Source organism: Mangrovactinospora gilvigrisea (genome assembly GCF_001879105.1).
In the GTDB taxonomy this organism is placed as follows: Bacteria; Actinomycetota; Actinomycetes; order Streptomycetales; family Streptomycetaceae; genus Mangrovactinospora; species Mangrovactinospora gilvigrisea.
In genome coordinates, this window is the sequence record NZ_MLCF01000061.1 from 1 (window position 1) to 17,871 (window position 17,871).

The window sequence follows — 17,871 nt, forward strand, 5'->3', positions numbered from 1 at the left end:
CGCGAGCCGGACGGCGCCGCACCCAGCGCCGGCCCCGCAGCCGGTGGCCCGTCGGCGGGCGACGCGGCGCGCCCCGGTGGCTCCGGCTCGTCGGGCTCCGCCGGCGACGACGGCGGCGTGGCGCGCCCGGGCAGCTCCGGCCCGTTCCGTCCGCGGGCCGACGCGGTGGCGTCCGCGGGAGCGGATCCCGACGGGGCCGACGGCTCCTCCGGTGCCGCGCGCAGCGCCGGCCCTGCGGATGACGTCCCGTCCGCGGGGGACCCCGCCGGCGAAGACTCCGACGCGGCGCGGCCGGGCAGCTCCGGCCCGGCCCGTCCGCGGAGCGACGCGGTGGCGTCTGCTGGAGCGGATCCCGAGCGCGAGCCGGACGGCGCCGCACCCAGCGTCGGCCCCGCAGCCGGTGGCGCCGTGCTCGATGCCGACTCCGCGCGGATTGCCGCCGCGTGGGATCGGGATCTTGCGGCGCTCGCGGAGGAGCTGCGGCGGTCTCGCCGCGGGACGCGGGAGGTGCCGCTGCCCGGGACGCTGTCCGCGTCCCAGCTGCTGCGCGTCGCCGCCGATCCGGACGGGTTCGCACGGGAGCTGGCGCGTCCCATGCCGCGGCCGCCCTCGCCCGCCGCCCGCCGCGGGACCGCGTTCCACGCCTGGGTGGAGTCGCGGTTCGAGCCCCTGCCGCTGCTGGAGCCGGAGGAGCTGCCCGGCATGGAGGGCGAGGACGAGATCACCGACGACCGCGATCTCGCCGCCCTCAAGGACGCCTTCCTCCGCACCCCCTACGCCGAGCTGCGCCCGTACCGCGTCGAGGCGCCCTTCCAGCTGCGGCTCGGCACCCGCCTGCTGCGCGGCCGCATCGACGCCGTCTACCGCGACCCGGAGTCCGGCGACTTCGAGATCGTCGACTGGAAGACCAACCGCACCGAGACCGCCGACCCGCTGCAGCTCGCCGTCTACCGCCTCGCCTGGGCCGAGCTCGCCGGAGTCCCTGTGGAACGCGTCACCGCCGCCTTCCTCTACGTCCGCAGCGGCCGAGTCGTCCGCCCCGAACCGCTGCCCGACCGGGCAGAGCTCACCACCCTGCTGGACGGGGAACACCGCGGGGAATGAGAGAGTTGTGCCTGCGATGCATTCATCCACCCGGGGAAGTGACCACCCAGTGACCGTGACCCGTGCCGAGGCCGAACGACCGCCCCTCGCGCTCTCCCGCTCCAGCGTCGACCGGGGCAGCGAGCACCGGTTGGACGAGCCCTGGCTGGCGGCCGCATGGAGCAACCCGGGCACCCGGGTGCTGGTGGTCTCCCACGGGACGGCCTTCGTGCTCGACGTCCCCGACGGCGACGCGCCCGCCGGCACCGGAACCCACGCCGGCACCGGCGCCGCCGAGCTGGTGCTGCTGCCGTCCTTCGAGGCGCCCCAGGACGGCGACCGCTACTTCCTGGGCACCGACACCGACGGCGTCCACTACTTCGCCCTCGCCGTGGACGAGCTGCCCGGCCGCCTCGACGGCGCCGCCCGCCCGGCCGGCCTGCGCGAGGTCGGCGGCACCCTCGGCGACCGCGACGCCGGCCTGCTGGTGCACGCCGTCGCGCTGGAGAACTGGCACAGCAACCACCGCTTCTGCGCCCGCTGCGGCCAGCCCACCGCACCGGCCGCGGCCGGGCATGTGCGGCGCTGCGCGGCCTGCGGCACCGAGCACTACCCGCGCACCGACCCCGCGGTGATCATGCTGGTGACGGACGATCAGGACCGGGCGCTGCTGGGCACCCAGAAGCACTGGGAGGGCCGCTACTCCACGCTCGCCGGCTTCGTCGAGCCGGGGGAGCCGCTGGAGGCGGCCGTCGCGCGCGAGGTGCACGAGGAGACCGGCGTGCACGTGGTCAGCGCCACGTACGTGGACAGCCAGCCCTGGCCGTTCCCGTGCAGCCTGATGCTCGGCTACATGGCGCGCGCCGACAGCACCGAGATCACCGTGGACGGCGAGGAGATCGCGCACGCCCGCTGGTTCAGCCGCGACGAGCTGAAGGCCTCGGTGGAGGCCGGGGAGATCTCGCTGCCGGGGAAGATCTCGATTGCGCGCCGGCTGCTGGAGATCTGGTACGGCGGGCCGATCGACGCCCCGGGCGCCGACCGGCCGCGCACCTGATCAGCTCGCGAGGGCCTGCTTGACCTGGGCGAGCGACGGGTTGGTCATGACCACCCGCGCCCCGCCCGAGGTCGGCTCGACGACCACGGTCGGCACCGTCTGGTTGCCGCCGTTGGCCTCCTCGACGAACTTCGCGGAGGCCGGGTCCTCCTCGATGTTGATCTCGTCGAAGCCGATGCCCTCGCGACCGAGCTGGCTCTTGAGGCGACGGCAGTAGCCGCACCACGTCGTGCTGTACATCGTCACGGTCCCGGACATCCGAGGCTCCTTCTGTCTTCCTTGGTCTGGCGCTGCATCGGCACAACGCGCGGGGAGGCCCCCATCTTCCCCTGTGGACAAGTGGCATCTGTTGCCCGCGCTGTCCTCGGGACCTGAGAGCATGAGGAGCGTGGACGCAACACTCGCCGCCGACCAGATCCTCGATGCCCTCGACCCCGAGCAGCGCGCCGTGGCAACGGCCCTGCACGGTCCCGTCTGCGTGCTCGCCGGCGCCGGCACCGGCAAGACGCGGGCCATCACCCACCGCATCGCCTACGGCGTCCGCACCGGCGCCATGGTGCCGCAGCAGGTCCTCGCGGTGACGTTCACGACCCGCGCGGCCGGCGAGATGCGCGGCCGGCTGCGCACCCTCGGCGCGGAGGGCGTCCAGGCCCGCACCTTCCACTCCGCCGCGCTGCGCCAGCTGCAGTACTTCTGGGGGCGCGCGGTCGGCGGCGAGCCGCCCCGCATCGTGGAGCGCAAGGTGCAGTACGTCGCCGAGGCGGCGAGCCGCTGCGGCATCCGGCTCTCCCGCCCCGAACTGCGCGACCTCACCGCCGAGATCGAGTGGTCCAAGGTCACCCAGACCGCCCCGGAGGACTACCCGGCCGTCGTCGCCAAGCTGCGCCGCGAGGCGCCCCGCGACCCCGCCGAGACGGCCGCCGTCTACAGCGAGTACGAGCAGCTCAAGCTCAACCGCTGGGTGATCGACTTCGAGGACGTGCTGCTCCGCACCGTCGGCATCCTGGAGACGGTGCCCGAGGTGGCCCAGCAGGTCCGCTCCCAGTACCGCCACCTGGTGGTCGACGAGTACCAGGACGTCAGCCCGCTCCAGCAGCGCCTGCTGGAGCTGTGGCTGGGAGACCGGCAGAACCTCTGCGTGGTGGGCGACGCCAGCCAGACGATCTACTCCTTCACCGGCGCCACCCCCCGCTTCCTCCTCGACTTCCGGGCCCGCCACCCCGACGCCGAGGTGGTCAAGCTGGTCCGCGACTACCGCTCCACCCCGCAGGTCGTCCACCTCGCCAACGGGCTGCTCGCCCAGGCGAGCGGCGAGGCCGCCGCGCACCGGCTGGAGCTGATCGCGCAGACCGAGGCCGGCCCCGAGCCGGTCTTCACCGAGTACGCCGACGAGCCCGCCGAGGCCGAGGCCGTCGCGCACCGCATCCGCGACCTCGTCAACAGCGGCACCAAGGCCAGCGAGATCGCCGTGCTCTTCCGCACCAACGCCCAGTCGGAGGTGTACGAGCAGGCGCTCGCCGATCTCGGGCTCGCCGTCCAGATGCGCGGCGCCGAGCGGTTCTTCGAGCGCGCCGAGGTCCGCGAGGCCCGGGTGCTCCTCGGCGGCCAGGCCCGCAGCGGAGACTGGACGGGCCTCGCCGCCACCTCCGCCGATCCGCTGGAGACGCAGGTGCGGGCCGTCCTCGCCAAGCGCGGGCTGACGGCCGAGCCGCCGTCCGGCTCCGGCTCGGTCCGCGAGCGGTGGGAGTCGCTCTCGGCCGTCGCCCGGCTCGCCGCCGAGTTCGCGTCCGCCAACCCGGGTGCCGGGCTGGGCGAGTTCACCGCCGAGCTGGACGCCCGCGCCAATCTGCAGCACGCGCCCACGGTGGAGGGCGTCACCCTCGCCTCGCTGCACGCCGCCAAGGGCCTGGAGTGGGACGCGGTGTTCCTCGTCGGCCTCTCCGAGGGCATGATGCCGATCACCTACGCCAAGACGGACGAGGCCCTGGAGGAGGAGCGCCGGCTGCTCTACGTCGGCGTCACCCGGGCCCGCCGCCATCTGCACCTGTCGTGGTGGACGACGCGCACCCCGGGCGGCCGCGGCAGCCGGGTGCCCTGCCGGTTCCTCGACGGGCTGCGCCCCGGCTCCACCGCCCGTCCGGGCGGCGGCGCCAAGGGCCGCTCCGGCGCCGGTGCGGCGGGCGGCGGCCGCAAGCGCGGCCCGGTGCGCTGCCGGGTCTGCGGCTCGGCGCTCTCCGACGCCCGCGAGCGCAAGCTGCGCCGCTGCTCCGACTGCCCCTCGACGATGGACGAGGGCCTCTTCGAGCGGCTCCGCGAGTGGCGCGGCGATCTGGCCCGGGCCCGCAGCGTCCCCGCGTACGTGGTCTTCACCGACGCCACCCTGATGGCGATCGCCGAGTCGCGGCCCACCGAGATCCGGCAGTTGGCGGAGATCCCGGGCGTCGGCCCGGCCAAGCTCGACCAGTACGCGGAGGACGTCCTGACGCTGTGCACGGGGGGATCGGAGTCGCCCGAGTCGCCCGAGTCACAGGAGTGTGACGCCGGTGACACGACCGATACCTCGGATGCCCTGGACTCAGAGGGCGCCCGTACCGATACTTGATGCACGCGGTGGTAGGGGACACCAGCGACCGGGGGTCGGCGTTGTAGGCCGACGGGGCGCAAGTTCACTGCAAATCCGCAGGTCAAAAATGGTTTGCGCGGTTCTCGAAGACCGCACTAACCTACAGTCGAAACGTCCACCGGGGCTGATCGCAAGTCAGCCCCCGCACGCGCCGAAGGGAGGCGGAGAACATGGCAAGCATCAAGATCTTCTCGATCACCAGCGACAAACTGGCCGGAGCTGCCGGTGCCGCCTGCCCGAAGGCCGCGATTCTCCTGCCCACGCCGGAATGGCGCGAGCGGGCGACGTATGCCTCGGCACGTCGTGCGAACGAGCAGCGCAACCACCAGGAGCAGGGCCACATCCAGGACCGTGCCCGCCGCAATGGCAGCGATGGCATGGGCACCGGTGTTGTCATGGGTGGCTTTGGCTCCGAGATGTCCCTCGTCCTGAGGGGCCGCGGGAACCGACCCTGGCGAGAACGAACCTGAAGCACCTTCAGGTCCGAAGCTCTCCAGGGCCGCGAATCCCGCATCGGGATTCGCGGCCCTTTCGTTTGGGCGCAGCGTTTGGGCGCGGCGCGGCGGGTCCCAGCAGCACAGACGACGAAGACGAAGACGACGAAGAGGACGAAGAGCTCGTGACCGAGAACGGCGGAAACCAGGCACCCGGCTCCCGACCGGAGCCCGCCCACCCCCCGACCGCAGGTCGTCAACTCGCCTCCACCAAGGAAGGTCTCCCCATGCAGATCACCGTGTTCGAGGACGTCGAGCACGTCGAGGAGCTGGACCTCCCGTGCCGCTCCCACGACCCCGAGGTCTTCTTCGCCGAGACGCCGCAGGACGTCGAGTACGCGAAGGCCCTCTGCACCACCTGCCCCGTGAAGGCCGCCTGCCTCCAGGGCGCCCTCGACCGGCGCGAGCCGTGGGGTGTCTGGGGCGGTGAGCTCTTCGTCCAGGGTGTCGTCGTGGCCCGGAAGCGGCCGCGGGGGCGTCCGCGCAAGCACCCGCTGCCCGTCGAGCAGATCTGAGAACGGGGCCAGTGATGCGCACTCAGCTGAGCCCGCTTCAGCGGGACGTCCGCCAACTCGCCGCCGCACGCCCGGAGTTCCCCTCCCGGCATCTCGCGAACGCGGCCAAGGAACGAGAGCAGGAACCGATGAGCCAGTACGTCTACGACGTGCCTACCGCAGGAACCGAACAGATCAGGAGCCGTAACTTGCAACTCTTGCACGAAGCCCTGGCCAGGGCGCAGATGGCCGAGCGAATCCGCGAGGCGGAGCACCAACGCCTCGCTCGGCGCGTGCAGCGCGCCGAGCGCCTGCGCCGGCGTGCCGAGCGGGCGGGCCTGAAGGCCCGCAAGGCCGCGGCCCTCGTGGTCGCCCTCGGCCAGTAACGCCTCGCCCCGGCACCCCCTTCGCCCGCATCGGCGGGCGGACGGGGTGCCGGGGCAGAGCCGCGTCACCGGGGCAGCGGGTCACCCGGCGAAGCCGGATCACTCCGCGAAGCCGGGCAGCCACTCCTCGGCCTCGGCCCGAAACCGCGCGCGAGCGCCCAGCTGGCACAGGACGCCGATGGTGCTCAGCGTGACCCGGTGGATCAGCAGATACGACGGCGGCAGGTTCATCTGCCGCCCCAGGTCGTAGGCGGGCGATCGCGGATCCGCGATCCGCCCCGCCTGCGCCCGCATCCACTCCCGGGTGAACTCGAACTCCTCCACGCGCGCCGGCTCGATGATCGGCAGCAGCCAGTCGAGCACGGCGTCCGCGTCCAGCTCGATGGACGGCTTGACGAACCCCTCGCCGCGCAGCAGGTCCAGCACCGATTCCGCGTCGCCCTCCAGGGCCAGCCGCAGCGCCACCCCGATCGGCTCGGGCAGCCCGTCCGGCAGCCGGTCGACGGTGCCGAAGTCCATCACCCCCAGCCGCCACTCCTCCGGCCGGTCCGGATCGCCCAGCAGCCGGAAGTTCCCGGGGTGCGGATCCGCGTGCAGCATCCCGGTGCGCGCCGGTCCGGCGAAGAGGAAGTGCACCAGCAGCTCGCCGGCGGCGTCCCGCTCCGCGACGGTGCCGTGCGCCAGCACGTCCGACAGCGGGCGGCCCTCCAGCCACTCCGAGACCAGCACGCAGTCGGCCTGCGCGACCACGTTCGGCACCACGATCCGGTCGTCGTCGGCGAACTCGTCGGCGTGCGCCTGCTGGGCCTCGGCCTCCAGCTCGTAGTCGAGCTCCTCGGTGATCCGGCTGCGCAGCTCGGCGATGAGCGGCTTGACGTCCATCCCCGGCACCAGCCGTCCGAAGAGCCAGGAGACCCGGGAGAGCTGGTTGAGGTCCGAGACGAGCGCGGGGCCGGCCCCCGGGTACTGGACCTTCACCGCGACCTCGGTGCCGTCGTGCCACACCGCCCGGTGCACCTGGCCGATGGACGCGGCCGCCGCCGGCCGGTCGTCGAACTCGTCGAACAGATCGCGCCAGTCCGCGCCCAGCGACTCGGTGAGGACCTTGTCGACGCTGGCCGCGGGCATCGGCGGCGCGGCGTCCTGGAGGCGCGTGAGCGCCTCGCGATAGGGCCCGGCGAGGCTCTCCGGCAGGGCGGCCTCGAAGACGGACAGCACCTGCCCGAACTTCATCGCCCCGCCCTTCAGCTCGCCCAGCACCTTGAACAGCTGCTCGGCGGTCCGCTGCTGCAGTTCGGTGGCGACGATCTCGGCGGAGCGCCCGCCGATCCGCTTGCCGATCCCGAGCGTCGCCCGGCCGGCGAAGCCGAGCGGCAGGGTGGCGAGCTTGACGGTGCGGGACACCGCCTTGCGTGGCAGGTCGTTCACGGTTGTCCTCCCGGGGCCCCGACGCGCGCTGCTGGCATCTTCCCATTCGCTTCCATGGTCACCCCTCGGGGGACCCGGGCGGCACCGCGCGCACGGATGTGCGGGAGGGGCGCGGTTGTGGCCGCGGGGCGGTTGGCGGTGTCGGAGTACAGGCAAAAAATCGACGGTCGATCTGCCCCGCCATGTCCTGATATTCCCATGTTTTCATGGGCGTTGTGAGAGTGACCTACGCCATTTTCCTTGGCTGAGGGAGAGACTTTGCCGAGCACTCACAGGTACCGTCAACGGGTGGCAGCCGACCAGGATTCTCCTCGTTCGGCGTCGCGGAAGCGCGTGCGCGCGGCAGCCGCCGCGGGAGCGCCCCCGACGCCGGTGCAGGCCCGCCCCGGGGATGTGGAAGTGCGGCGCAGTGCGCGCCGGCGACGGACCGTGTCCGCCTACCGGGACGGCGAGCGCACCGTCGTGCTGATCCCCGCGCGGATGTCCGCGGCGGAGGAGCGCCGCTGGGTCGCCACCATGCTCGACAAGCTGGAGGCCCAGGAGAGCCGCCGGCTGATGGGCGACGAGGAGCTGGCCGAGCGCGCCGGGCTCCTGTCCGAGCAGTACCTCGGGGGACGCGCGGTGCCCAGCCAGGTGCGCTGGGTGACCAACCAGAACACCCGGTGGGGGAGTTGCACCCCCTCCGAGGGCAGCATCCGCCTCTCGCACCGCCTCCAGGGCATGCCCGAGTACGTGGTCGACTACGTGCTGCTGCACGAGCTGGCCCACCTCCTGGAGCCGGGCCACGGGCCCCGCTTCTGGAAGCTTCTGGAGCCCTACCCCCGCACCGAGCGCGCCCGCGGGTACCTCGAAGGGGTCGTCGCGGGGCCCAGGCTCCCCCCGCAGAAGCGCTGAGGCCTACGCCGAAGGCCGGGCGACGGCCGCCTCGACGAGCCGCCGCACGGAGTCGTCCGTGTCGGACGGGAGCGCGTCGGCGGGGAACCAGCGGACGTCCACCGACTCCTCGCTGACTGCCGGCTCCGCACCGGGCGGGGCGACGGCGACGTACTGGGCGTCGAGGTGGCGCCCGCAGCGCGGCACCTGATGGGCGTCGAGCACCAGCGGCGCGGGCGCGCGCAGCGCCAGCCCCGGGATGCCGGACTCCTCGACCGCCTCCCGCAGCGCCGCCCCCGCGAGGGTGGCGTCCGCCGGCTCGCAGTGGCCGCCGGTCTGCAGCCACATCCGCAGCTTGCGGTGGAGCGTCAGCAGCACCCGGTCGCCCTCCGCGGAGACCACCAGCGCGCTGGCCGTCAGATGGGCCCCGGGGTTCTCCCGGTACATCCCCCCGGGGTGCGCGGCGAGGTGGGCGAGGTACTCCTCGCGCAGCCCGTGCTGCCGGTCGTCCGGCGCGTCCCACTCCGTCAACACCCGTACCGCGTCCCCGTGCAGTGAAGTCACCATGCGCCCCACCCTACGGACGGCGAAAGCCGTCCGGGCGGGGCGCCGCGGAGCGAAGGGGCGGCAGCAGCGCGCCGCACCGACGGCTACTTCGACGAGGGCCCGTCGTCCTTCCCGTCCCCGTCGCCGTTCCCGTCGCCGTTCTCGCCGAGCATCCGGTCCAGCTCGGAGAAGTCGATCTCCCCGCCCGCGTCCTCCCGGTGCACGAACCCGTCCGGGTCGTCCAGGTCCTCGGGCGTCGGCAGCATGTCCGGGTGGTTCCACAGCGCGTCCCGGCCCTCCGCGCCGCGCGCGTCCGCGAGCGACGCCCACAGCCGCGACGCGTCCCGCAGCCGCCGCGGCCGCAGCTCCAGCCCGATCAGGGTGGCGAACGTCTGCTCCGCCGGACCACCGGTGGCGCGCCGCCGCCGCAGCGTCTCGCGCAGCGCGTCCGCCGACGCCAGCCGGCCCTTCGCGGCCTCATGGACGACCGCGTCCACCCAGCCCTCGACGAGGGCCAGCGCTGTCTCCAGCCGGGCCAGCGCCGCCTTCTGCTGCGGCGTGTCCTCCGGCTGGAACATGCCCTGCTGGAGCGCCTCCTGCAGCGCCTCGGGGTGGGACGGGTCGAGGTTGCCGACCATGTCCTCCAGCTTCTGGCTGTCCACCTTGATGCCCTGCGCGTAGCTCTCCACCGCGCCGAACAGGTGCGCCCGCAGCCACGGCACATGGACGAAGAGCCGCTGGTGCGCGGCCTCCCGCAGGGCGAGGTAGAGGCGCACCTCCTCGACCGGCACGCCCAGGTCCTTGCCGAACGCCTCGATGTTGACGGGCAGCAGCGCCGCCCGGCCGTCCTTCGCCAGCGGCAGGCCGACGTCCGTCGAGCCCAGCACCTCGCCGGCGAGGTTGCCGATCGCCTGGCCGATCTGCCCGCCGAACATCGCGCCGCCCATCGAGCGCATCATGCTCAGCAGCGGGCCGGCCATGGCCTGCATCTCCTCCGGAACCACCTGGCCCATCGCGGTGCCGACCTGCTCGGCGACCGGGTCGACCAGCTGCTTCCAGGCGTCCAGGGTGCCCTCGACCCACTCGGCGCGGCTCCACGCCACGGCGCTGCCGCCGCCCGCGGGGAGCGAGGTGACGCCGTCCAGCCACAGGTCGGCGAGGCGGACCGCCTCGGAGACGGCGTCGCGGTCGCCGCGGTCCATCGAGCGGTCCTTGGCGCCCTCGTTGCCGTCCGTGCCGCTCGCGGCGACCGTCTGGCGGGCGATGTCCTTGGCGAGCTGCCAGTTCACCGGGCCGCCCTCGTAGGAGAGCATCCGGCCGAGCTGCTGGAAGGCCTCGCCCAGGTCGCCGGGGTTCATGTTGCCGAAGAGGCCGGCGAGCGGGTTGTTGGGGTCGGACGGGTCGAAGCCGCCGGCGCCGCCGAAGCCGAACGGCAGGTTCCCGCCACCGCCGGAACCGCCCGAGCCGGACCCGGAACCGCCCGCACCGGACCCCGACGCGCCCGAGCCGGAACCGGATCCGGAGGAACCGGAGGAACCCGACGCGCCCGAGCCGGAACCCTGGGAGCCCGCTCCCTCGTTGTTGCCCTTGTCCGAGCCGTGGTCGCCGGAGCCGCTTCCGCCCCGCTTGTCGTCGGAGTCATCGGGGAGCCCGAATCCAAAGGGAAAGTTGCTCACGGTAGTTCCTCGGCTTCTCGACGCCTGGGCTTGGTGGGGCAGCCTCCGTACTCGGCCGGGCCGCCGCTCGGGCAGGATGGACGCTACGTGTCATGCGTACACACCCAAGCTAACCACGGGAGAAGCCGGTGAGTTCCCACTCGTCTGACGTTCGCTCTCGGCAGACCGGTGCCGGCGAGCCGAACCCCGGGGCCGGTCTGGTCGTCGCGGTGACGGGTGCCGCGTCCGGAATCGGCCGCCGCACCGCTCTCCGCCTGGTGGAGTGCGCGGACGTCAAGCGGGTGATCGCCATCGACGAGCGGCGCGGCGACGTCCCGGGGGCGCAGTGGCGCGTGCTGGACATCCGCGACCCCGCGCTGGCCGCCCGCCTCAAGGGCGCGGACGTCGTCCTCCATCTGGCCGTGGACATGGGGATGGAGTCCGACCCCAAGGCGCGCAGCGCCTACAACGTGCGCGGCACCCAGACGGTGCTGACGGCCGCGGCCGCCTCGGGCGTGCCGCGGGTGGTGCTGTGCACCTCGGCGATGGTCTACGGCGCGCTCCCGGACAACGACGTGCCGCTCGCCGAGGACGCGCCGCTGCGCGCGGTGGAGGACGGCTCGCTCGTCGGCGACCTGCTGGAGGTGGAGCGGCTGGGCCGGCGCGCGCCCCGCGCCCACCCAGGGCTGTCGGTGACGGTGCTGCGCCCGGCGGTCGTCGTCGGCGACGGCGTGGACACCGTCCTGACCCGGCACTTCGAGGCGCCCCGGCTCCTGGTGGTCTCCGGCTCGCGGCCCTGCTGGCAGTTCTGCCACCTGGACGACCTGGCGTCGGCGCTGGAGGCGGCGGCGCTGGGCAAGGTGGAGGGCGAGGTGACGGTCGGCTGCGACGGCTGGCTGGAGCAGGAGGAGGTCGAGCAGCTGTCGGGGATGCGCCGGATGGAGCTGCCGGAGTCGCTGGCGCTCGGCGCGGCGGACCGGCTGCACCGGCTCGGCATCACCCCGGCGCCGGCGGCGGACCTCGCCTACACGATGTATCCGTGGGTGGTGTCGGGCAGCCGGCTCCACGAGGCGGGCTGGCGGCCGACGCGCAGCAACGAGGAGGCGCTGGCGGAGCTGCTGGAGCAGGTCCAGGGCCACCACGCGGTGGCGGCCCGCCGGCTGGGCAAGAAGGACGCGGCGACGACGCTGGGCGCGGCGGGCGCGACGGCCGCGCTGGTCGGCACCGCCGCGTACATCCGGGCGCGGCGCCGACGCCGCGGCTGAGCCGTCGGCGGGGCGCGGCACAATGTGCGGCATGGCTCAGGTTCAGAACGCGATCAGGCTGCTGGCGCTGCGGGACGGGGCGCTGTCGGTGGACGAGGTGCGCGAGGCGGTCGCCGATCCGGCGGCGGGCGGCATCGCCGTCTTCATCGGCACGGTGCGGGACGACGACGAGGGGCGCGCCGTCACGGCGCTGGAGTACTCGGCGCATCCCTCCGCGGAGGCGGAGCTGCGCCGCGTCGCCGAACGGGTGGCGGTGAAGCACCCGGTGACGGCGCTGGCCGCGGTCCACCGCACCGGCCGGCTGGAGATCGGCGAGCTCGCGGTGGTGGTGGCGGTCGCCTGCCCGCACCGCGGCGAGGCCTTCGACGCCTGCCGGATGCTCATCGACGACCTCAAGCACGAGGTCCCCATCTGGAAGCACCAGCTCTTCGCGGACGGCACGGAGGAGTGGGTCGGCGCCTGCGGCTGAGGCCGGCCGCGGCATGGCCCCTTCCGCCCGTTGGCGGGCAGGGAGGACGGGTGGGATCCTGCCGGGAGGGCGGCTGACGGCCGATCAGGTGGTGTCGCTCCGGCCGGAACATTCCGGTCCGCCTGCCGGGTAGATTCTCATACAAGCCGAACACCCCCTTGCCACGTAACCTGAACGGCCGCCGGGCCGTTCTACGCGGCGGCAGGGGCAAGTGGCCTTGGGATGAGGGAGGTCGAAGTGGCGTCGCTGGTGTGGTTGCTGATTCCGCTGGTTGCGCTGCTGGGGGCGGTCGTGTGGAGCGTCTGGGCCGGGCGCGGCCGCTCCACCGGGGACGGCTCGTCCCTGGCCGGGTACGAGCGCTTCCAGCAGGCGATGCGCAAGGGCAGCGGCGGCGAGTAGCCCCCGCAGGGCCGGGGCGGGGTGCCCCCGCCCCGGACAGCCCGTTTATGGCGCGTCCAATAGGCTGCGGTCATGCCCCGGCGCACCGCGACCCTGCTCGCCTCCGTCATCGTCCTCGTCGTGCTTCTCGGCGTCACCGCGCTCATCCCGGTGCCGTACGCGGAGATGGGTCCGGGCCCGACGGTCAACACCCTCGGCAAGGACGGCAAGACCGAGGTGCTGCAGATCTCCGGACACCGGACGTATCCGACGTCCGGCAACCTCAATATGACGACCGTGCAGGTCACCGGTCAGGACTACCGGATGGACCTCTTCGAGGCGGTGCGCGGCTGGCTGCAGACTGACGCGGACGTGGTGCCCAAGAAGGTGCTCTACCCGTCCAACCTGTCCACCAAGGAGATCAACCAGCAGAACGCCGAGGAGTTCCAGGACTCCCAGGAGAGCGCGAAGACCGCGGCGCTCAAGGAGCTGGGGATCCCGGTGGGCACCCAGATCATCGTCAAGTCGGTGGTCAACGGCGAGCCGGCGGACGGCAAGCTCAACGCGGGCGACGCGATCGTGGCCGTCGACGGGCACAAGGTCACCGAGACCTCGCAGGTCGCCGCCTACATCACCAAGCACAAGCCGGGCGGGGCCGTGCGCTTCACCATCCGCCCCGACGGCGCGGAGAAGAAGGACGCCCCGGAGAAGACGGTTTCGGTCAAGACCGCCAAGGCGCCGGACGGCGGGCGGGCGATCGTGGGCATCACCCCCGGCGAGAGCCACACCTATCCGTTCGACATCAACATCAAGCTGGCGGACGTCGGCGGGCCGAGCGCGGGGCTGATGTTCTCCCTCGGGCTCATCGACAAGCTGCAGCCGACGAACCTGACGGGCGGCAAGTTCATCGCCGGCACCGGGACGATCGACGACAACGGCACGGTCGGCGAGATCGGCGGCATCACCATGAAGATCATCGCCGCCCGCCGGGCCGGGGCGCAGTACTTCCTCACCCCGGCAGGCAACTGCGCGGCCGCGGCCGACGCGAAGCCGGACGGGCTGACGCTCGTCAAGGTCGGCACGCTCGACAACGCGATGACCGCGCTGAAGGCGATCCGCAGCGGCGACGCCGGCGCGCTGACGCAGTGCCAGAAGTAACGTTCATCGCCCGTTCGCGGTGGTCCCGGCTCGCTCGCACCGTGCCCCGCGCCCCTTCGGGGCGCGTCAGTCGAACGTCGCCAGCAGCGCCTCGGCGAGGCCCGGGACGAGGTCCTTGCCGGTGAGGACCTCGCGCTCGGAGTCCTTCGCGCGCAGCCGCAGCGCCGCCTCCTGACCGCCGCCGCGCAGCACGGCCACCGTCATCCGGACCTCCTGGCGGTCGGGGTGCCCGGCCGCCCACTCGGCGAGCGCCGCGGGGTCGTCGGCGAGCTCCTTCGGCATCTGCCGCTCGCCGTCCGGCGGCAGCATCAGCCGCTCGACGGTGAGCGCGCAGCCCGTCACCGAGTCCGGCCAGGCGATGGTGGCCAGGAACTCGTCGAGCGGACGGTCCGCCGGCAGCTCGTCCTGGAGGATCGGCGTCAGCGCGGCGCCCGCGGCGGCGCCCTCGCCGTCCCCGTCCAGGCCGAGGCGCTCGGCGAGGCCGGGCGCCTCGGTGCGCAGCCGCGCGGTGTCGACCAGGGCGAAGAGCCGCGCCGGGGCGTCCCACCCGAGGCCGGCCGCATAGCGGTCGATCTCCAGGGCGGCACGGGTGAGGGGCGAGGCGGCGGGCGGGTTCGGAGTCTCGGGCATGCCCGTATCCTGCCAAACCGGCGACGCGGGAAAGGCGTTTGGCATCCCGGGCCGCGGGTGTGTAGAGTACTGATCACAACGACGCGGGGTGGAGCAGCTCGGTAGCTCGCTGGGCTCATAACCCAGAGGTCGCAGGTTCAAATCCTGTCCCCGCTACCACACCGAAGGCCCCTTCCGGATTTCCGGGAGGGGCCTTCGGCATGTCTCCCGTACACATCGCGCCCCCTGCGTCACGTTTCCCCCGTATGCCCCGCTATGCCTGACAAGCGAACTCCGCCCTGTACGACTAGATTGACGGTGTTTCGGGTGCGGTACCGGCTCTGGAGGGCGGACGGTGGCAACGACGCCTGGCGCGCCGCGCTCGCGGCGGATCGTCGAACTGTTCCTGCTGCTCTTCGCGGTCGGCATCGCCGCCTTCGGCTACATCCAGATCGGCACCAACCGGGACGGCAGCCCGCCGCCCGACACCGTCCGCAACGTGGTGGGCCTCGGGGTGCTCGCGCTGATCGCGCACGGCTTCGTCTGGTGGCGGGCGCGCTACGCCGACCCGCTGCTGCTGCCGGCCGCCGTCCTGCTCAACGGCCTCGGCCTGGTGCTGATCGCCCGGCTCGACCTGGAGACGCCGAGCTCGCAGGCGGCCGGCACCCAGATGCTCTGGTCGGCGCTGGGGGTGCTGTTCTTCATCGTGGTGGTGGTCTTCCTCAAGGACTACCGCCATCTGCAGCGCTACACCTACATCTTCGCGGTGCTGGCCATCCTGCTGCTGGTGCTGCCGATGTTCTTCCCGGCCACCTACGGCGCCCGGATCTGGGTGCGGCTCGGGCCGCTCAGCTTCCAGCCCGGCGAGTTCACCAAGATCCTGCTGACCGTCTTCTTCTCCGGCTATCTCGCCACCCGCGCGCACACCCTCACCCTCACCGGCAAGAAGATCTGGCGGTTCCAGTTCCCCAGCGCCCGGGTGCTGGCGCCGATCCTGCTGATCTGGCTGGTCAGCGTGCTGGTGCTGGTCGCCGAGACCGACCTGGGCATGTCGCTGCTGTTCTTCGGCGTCTTCATCGTGCTGCTCTACGTGGCCACCGGGCGCGGTAGCTGGTTCGCCATCACCCTGGGCCTCGCCGCGGTGGGCGCGGTGGCGGTCGGCTGGCTGGAGCCGCATGTGCACAGCCGGGTGGAGGACTGGCTGCACCCGCTGGCCAGCATCGAGCAGGGGCTGGGCGCCAACCAGCTGGCGCAGTCGATGTTCGCCTTCGCGGCCGGCGGGATGCTCGGCACCGGGCTGGGCCTGGGGCACTCGATCCTCATCGGGTTCGCGGCGAAGAGCGACTTCATCCTCGCCACCGCGGGGGAGGAGCTGGGGCTCACCGGGCTCACCGCGCTCTTCCTGGTCTACACGGTGGTGGTGAGCCGCGGGTACCGGGCGGCGGTGGCGGTGCGCGACCCGTTCGGCACGCTGCTGGCGATCGGCCTCGCGTCGCTGCTGGCCATCCAGGTGTTCGTGGTGGCCGGCGGCGTCACCGACCTCATCCCGCTGACCGGCATGACGATGCCGTTCCTGGCGCAGGGCGGCTCGTCGGTCGTCACCAACTGGATCATCATCGCGCTGCTGGTGAAGCTCACCGACCATGCGCGGGGGCCGGAGGCGCCGATGGTGCCGCTGGGCCCGCTCGGCCCGCTGGAGCCGATGGTGCCGCCGGCGAAGGGGCCGAAGGGGCCGAAGGAGTCGAAGGAGCCGAAGCGGCGGGGCCGCAGGGCAAAGTCCGAGCCCGAGCCCGAGCCGGAGAGGAAGGAGGCCGACTGATGCTGCGTCCGGCCCGCCGTACCGCGCTGTTCTGCCTCGTGCTGCTCGTCCTGCTGCTGCTGGGCTGCGCCCGCCTCCAGGTCCTCCAGGCGAACTCGCTGGACGACAACCCCGCCAACCGCCGCCAGACCATCGCCCGCTACAGCCGGCCGCGCGGCAACATCCTGGTGGACGGCAACACCGTCACCGGCTCCAGGGCGACCACCGGCCAGCTGAAGTACGAGCGCACCTACACCGACGGCCCGCTCTGGTCGCCCGTCACCGGCTATGCCTCCCAGGCCTACGGCACCGGCCTGCTGGAGGGCGTCGAGGACGACGTGCTGGCCGGCACCGACCCGCGGCTCAGCCGCTCCAGCCTCTGGGCCGAGCTGACGCGCAAGCAGAACCCCGGCGGCAACGTCTTCACCGCCATCAACGGCAAGGCGCAGCGCGCCGCGTACCAGGCGCTGGGCGGCAAGAAGGGCGCGGTGGCGGCGATCGACCCGCGCAACGGGCACATCCTGGCGCTGGTCACCAGCCCCTCCTACGACCCCGGGCGGTTCGCCGGCACCGACTCCGCCTCCGAGCAGGCGTGGAAGGCGCTGAACGCCGATCCGGCCAAGCCGATGCTCAACCGGGCGATCCGGGAGACCTATCCGCCCGGCTCCACCTTCAAGATCGTCACCGCGGTGGCGGCGCTGCAGAGCGGCGTCGTCACCGACATCGACGCCGCCACCGACACCCCGGACCCGTACACCCTGCCCGGCACCTCGACGAAGCTGACCAACGAGGCGGGCGGCTGCAAGAACGCCTCGCTGCGGGTGGCGCTGGAGAAGTCCTGCAACACCGTCTTCGCCCATCTCGCGGTGGACGTCGGCCAGTCGCGGATGCGGGAGACGGCGAACGCCTTCGGCTTCAACGACGCCGCGCTCGACATGCCCGTCCGGGTCGCGCAGAGCCTCTACCCCAAGGTGGACTACCCCTCGCAGGTGGCGCTGAGCGGCATCGGCCAGGGCTCGGACACCGCGACGCCGCTGCAGATGGCGATGGTCGCGGCGGCGGTCGCCGACGGGGGCAACCTGGAGCGTCCGCAGCTGCTGGACAAGCTCGCCACCTCGGACGGACGGACCGTCAGCTCGACCTCGGCGTCCACCTACCACCAGGTGATGGACTCCTCGACGGCCTCCGAGATGCAGTCGATGATGCAGGACGTGGTGAACTCCGGCACCGGCACGAACGCGCAGATCAGCGGCGCGGTGGTGGGCGGCAAGACGGGCACCGCGCAGCACGGCGAGAACAATGTGGCGACGCCCTACGCGTGGTTCGTCTCCTATGCCAAGCCCTCGGCGGGCGCGGAGTCGCCGGTGGCGGTGGCGGTGATCGTCGAGGACGGCTCCGCCAACCGCGCGGACATCAGCGGCGGCGGGCTGGCCGCGCCGGTGGCGAAGGCCGTGATGGAGGCCGTCCTCAACGGCTGACGGCCCGTTGGCCCGCCCGTTGATCCATCCGTTGATCAGCCGTTGACGCTCATCTGGAACGGTTGACACCGCATCAG

Annotated in this window: 18 protein-coding genes and 1 tRNA gene; 14 read left to right on the forward strand and 5 right to left on the reverse strand. The window is 72.8% G+C overall.

The window, feature by feature from the left end; all coding sequences use genetic code 11:
- Both BIV57_RS12460 and nudC read left to right on the forward strand, forming a co-directional pair.
- On the forward strand, positions 1–1,104 hold a 1,104-nt coding region (locus BIV57_RS12460), incomplete at its 5' end, for a PD-(D/E)XK nuclease family protein (protein WP_175548741.1).
- Positions 1,105–1,120: 16 nt separating this feature from the next.
- Positions 1,121–2,140, forward strand: a complete 1,020-nt coding sequence (gene nudC, locus BIV57_RS12465) for an NAD(+) diphosphatase (RefSeq protein WP_071656825.1) — start codon at positions 1,121–1,123, stop codon at positions 2,138–2,140.
- Here nudC and BIV57_RS12470 read toward each other — a convergent pair whose 3' ends face one another.
- Positions 2,141–2,398 carry a glutaredoxin family protein gene (locus BIV57_RS12470; protein ID WP_071656826.1) on the reverse strand — a complete coding sequence of 86 codons (258 nt, stop codon included), beginning with the start codon at positions 2,396–2,398 and terminating at the stop codon, positions 2,141–2,143. It abuts the gene before it with no gap.
- Between the two features lie 121 nt (positions 2,399–2,519).
- Between BIV57_RS12470 and BIV57_RS12475 the strand changes: the two genes are divergently transcribed.
- The 4 genes from BIV57_RS12475 to BIV57_RS12490 all read left to right on the forward strand — a co-directional run bounded on the left by BIV57_RS12475 (position 2,520) and on the right by BIV57_RS12490 (position 6,137).
- Positions 2,520–4,742: an ATP-dependent DNA helicase UvrD2 gene (locus tag BIV57_RS12475; RefSeq protein WP_071656827.1), complete on the forward strand. Its 2,223-nt coding sequence runs from the start codon at positions 2,520–2,522 to the stop codon at positions 4,740–4,742.
- 191 nt (positions 4,743–4,933) lie between these two features.
- Positions 4,934–5,233 carry a hypothetical protein gene (locus BIV57_RS12480; protein ID WP_071656828.1) on the forward strand — a complete coding sequence of 100 codons (300 nt, stop codon included), beginning with the start codon at positions 4,934–4,936 and terminating at the stop codon, positions 5,231–5,233.
- Between the two features lie 251 nt (positions 5,234–5,484).
- Positions 5,485–5,772, forward strand: a complete 288-nt coding sequence (locus tag BIV57_RS12485; RefSeq protein WP_071656829.1) for a WhiB family transcriptional regulator — start codon at positions 5,485–5,487, stop codon at positions 5,770–5,772.
- Between the two features lie 14 nt (positions 5,773–5,786).
- Positions 5,787–6,137, forward strand: a complete 351-nt coding sequence (locus BIV57_RS12490) for a hypothetical protein (protein ID WP_071656849.1) — start codon at positions 5,787–5,789, stop codon at positions 6,135–6,137.
- Between the two features lie 99 nt (positions 6,138–6,236).
- On the opposite strand, the gene BIV57_RS12495 is transcribed toward BIV57_RS12490, so the two are convergent.
- Entirely contained in the window at positions 6,237–7,565 is a 1,329-nt protein-coding gene (locus BIV57_RS12495; protein WP_071656830.1) for an ABC1 kinase family protein, read from the reverse strand.
- A gap of 333 nt (positions 7,566–7,898) precedes the next feature.
- On the opposite strand from BIV57_RS12495, the gene BIV57_RS12500 reads away from it, so the two are divergent.
- Positions 7,899–8,459 (forward strand): M48 metallopeptidase family protein, encoded by a 561-nt coding sequence (locus BIV57_RS12500; RefSeq protein WP_107409554.1) that lies wholly within the window; start codon positions 7,899–7,901, stop codon positions 8,457–8,459.
- Between the two features lie 3 nt (positions 8,460–8,462).
- On the opposite strand, the gene BIV57_RS12505 is transcribed toward BIV57_RS12500, so the two are convergent.
- Together BIV57_RS12505 and BIV57_RS12510 are read right to left on the reverse strand one after the other, a co-directional pair.
- Positions 8,463–9,005, reverse strand: a complete 543-nt coding sequence (locus tag BIV57_RS12505; RefSeq protein WP_071656832.1) for an NUDIX hydrolase — start codon at positions 9,003–9,005, stop codon at positions 8,463–8,465.
- Positions 9,006–9,088: 83 nt separating this feature from the next.
- A complete protein-coding gene (locus tag BIV57_RS12510) occupies positions 9,089–10,660 on the reverse strand; it encodes a zinc-dependent metalloprotease (protein ID WP_245797606.1) in 1,572 nt (523 codons plus the stop codon).
- Between the two features lie 128 nt (positions 10,661–10,788).
- Between BIV57_RS12510 and BIV57_RS12515 the strand changes: the two genes are divergently transcribed.
- The 4 genes from BIV57_RS12515 to BIV57_RS12525 all read left to right on the forward strand — a co-directional run bounded on the left by BIV57_RS12515 (position 10,789) and on the right by BIV57_RS12525 (position 13,909).
- Positions 10,789–11,904, forward strand: coding sequence for an NAD-dependent epimerase/dehydratase family protein (locus tag BIV57_RS12515; protein ID WP_071656833.1), 1,116 nt, complete (start codon positions 10,789–10,791; stop codon positions 11,902–11,904).
- 22 nt (positions 11,905–11,926) lie between these two features.
- Complete coding sequence (locus BIV57_RS12520; protein ID WP_071656834.1) at positions 11,927–12,373, forward strand: molybdenum cofactor biosynthesis protein MoaE; 447 nt, start codon at positions 11,927–11,929, stop codon at positions 12,371–12,373.
- 222 nt (positions 12,374–12,595) lie between these two features.
- On the forward strand, positions 12,596–12,772 hold the full coding sequence (locus BIV57_RS25150) for a hypothetical protein (protein ID WP_175548740.1): 177 nt from the start codon (positions 12,596–12,598) through the stop codon (positions 12,770–12,772).
- 72 nt (positions 12,773–12,844) lie between these two features.
- On the forward strand, positions 12,845–13,909 hold the full coding sequence (locus BIV57_RS12525; RefSeq protein ID WP_071656835.1) for a YlbL family protein: 1,065 nt from the start codon (positions 12,845–12,847) through the stop codon (positions 13,907–13,909).
- A gap of 66 nt (positions 13,910–13,975) precedes the next feature.
- On the opposite strand, the gene BIV57_RS12530 is transcribed toward BIV57_RS12525, so the two are convergent.
- Positions 13,976–14,539, reverse strand: a complete 564-nt coding sequence (locus BIV57_RS12530; protein WP_071656836.1) for a PPA1309 family protein — start codon at positions 14,537–14,539, stop codon at positions 13,976–13,978.
- Between the two features lie 82 nt (positions 14,540–14,621).
- On the opposite strand from BIV57_RS12530, the gene BIV57_RS12535 reads away from it, so the two are divergent.
- The 3 genes from BIV57_RS12535 (at position 14,622) to BIV57_RS12545 (ending at position 17,794) form a co-directional block, all read left to right on the forward strand.
- Positions 14,622–14,698, forward strand: a tRNA-Met gene (locus BIV57_RS12535).
- 175 nt (positions 14,699–14,873) lie between these two features.
- Positions 14,874–16,337: an FtsW/RodA/SpoVE family cell cycle protein gene (locus BIV57_RS12540; protein WP_071656837.1), complete on the forward strand. Its 1,464-nt coding sequence runs from the start codon at positions 14,874–14,876 to the stop codon at positions 16,335–16,337.
- Complete coding sequence (locus BIV57_RS12545) at positions 16,337–17,794, forward strand: peptidoglycan D,D-transpeptidase FtsI family protein (RefSeq protein WP_071656838.1); 1,458 nt, start codon at positions 16,337–16,339, stop codon at positions 17,792–17,794. Before BIV57_RS12540 ends, BIV57_RS12545 begins: the two co-directional genes overlap by 1 nt.
- Positions 17,795–17,871 lie beyond the last annotated feature (77 nt).

Excerpts from the sequence above, each read along its gene's own strand:
- nudC (WP_071656825.1), top strand. The coding sequence starts at position 1,121 with ATGCATTCATCCACCCGGGGAAGTGACCACCCAGTGACCGTGACCCGT.
- BIV57_RS12470 (WP_071656826.1), bottom strand. The coding sequence starts at position 2,398 with ATGTCCGGGACCGTGACGATGTACAGCACGACGTGGTGCGGCTACTGC.
- BIV57_RS12475 (WP_071656827.1), top strand. The coding sequence starts at position 2,520 with ATGAGGAGCGTGGACGCAACACTCGCCGCCGACCAGATCCTCGATGCC.
- BIV57_RS12480 (WP_071656828.1), top strand. The coding sequence starts at position 4,934 with ATGGCAAGCATCAAGATCTTCTCGATCACCAGCGACAAACTGGCCGGA.
- BIV57_RS12485 (WP_071656829.1), top strand. The coding sequence starts at position 5,485 with ATGCAGATCACCGTGTTCGAGGACGTCGAGCACGTCGAGGAGCTGGAC.
- BIV57_RS12490 (WP_071656849.1), top strand. The coding sequence starts at position 5,787 with ATGCGCACTCAGCTGAGCCCGCTTCAGCGGGACGTCCGCCAACTCGCC.
- BIV57_RS12505 (WP_071656832.1), bottom strand. The coding sequence starts at position 9,005 with ATGGTGACTTCACTGCACGGGGACGCGGTACGGGTGTTGACGGAGTGG.
- BIV57_RS12520 (WP_071656834.1), top strand. The coding sequence starts at position 11,927 with ATGTGCGGCATGGCTCAGGTTCAGAACGCGATCAGGCTGCTGGCGCTG.
- BIV57_RS25150 (WP_175548740.1), top strand. The coding sequence starts at position 12,596 with ATGAGGGAGGTCGAAGTGGCGTCGCTGGTGTGGTTGCTGATTCCGCTG.
- BIV57_RS12525 (WP_071656835.1), top strand. The coding sequence starts at position 12,845 with ATGCCCCGGCGCACCGCGACCCTGCTCGCCTCCGTCATCGTCCTCGTC.
- BIV57_RS12530 (WP_071656836.1), bottom strand. The coding sequence starts at position 14,539 with ATGCCCGAGACTCCGAACCCGCCCGCCGCCTCGCCCCTCACCCGTGCC.
- BIV57_RS12545 (WP_071656838.1), top strand. The coding sequence starts at position 16,337 with ATGCTGCGTCCGGCCCGCCGTACCGCGCTGTTCTGCCTCGTGCTGCTC.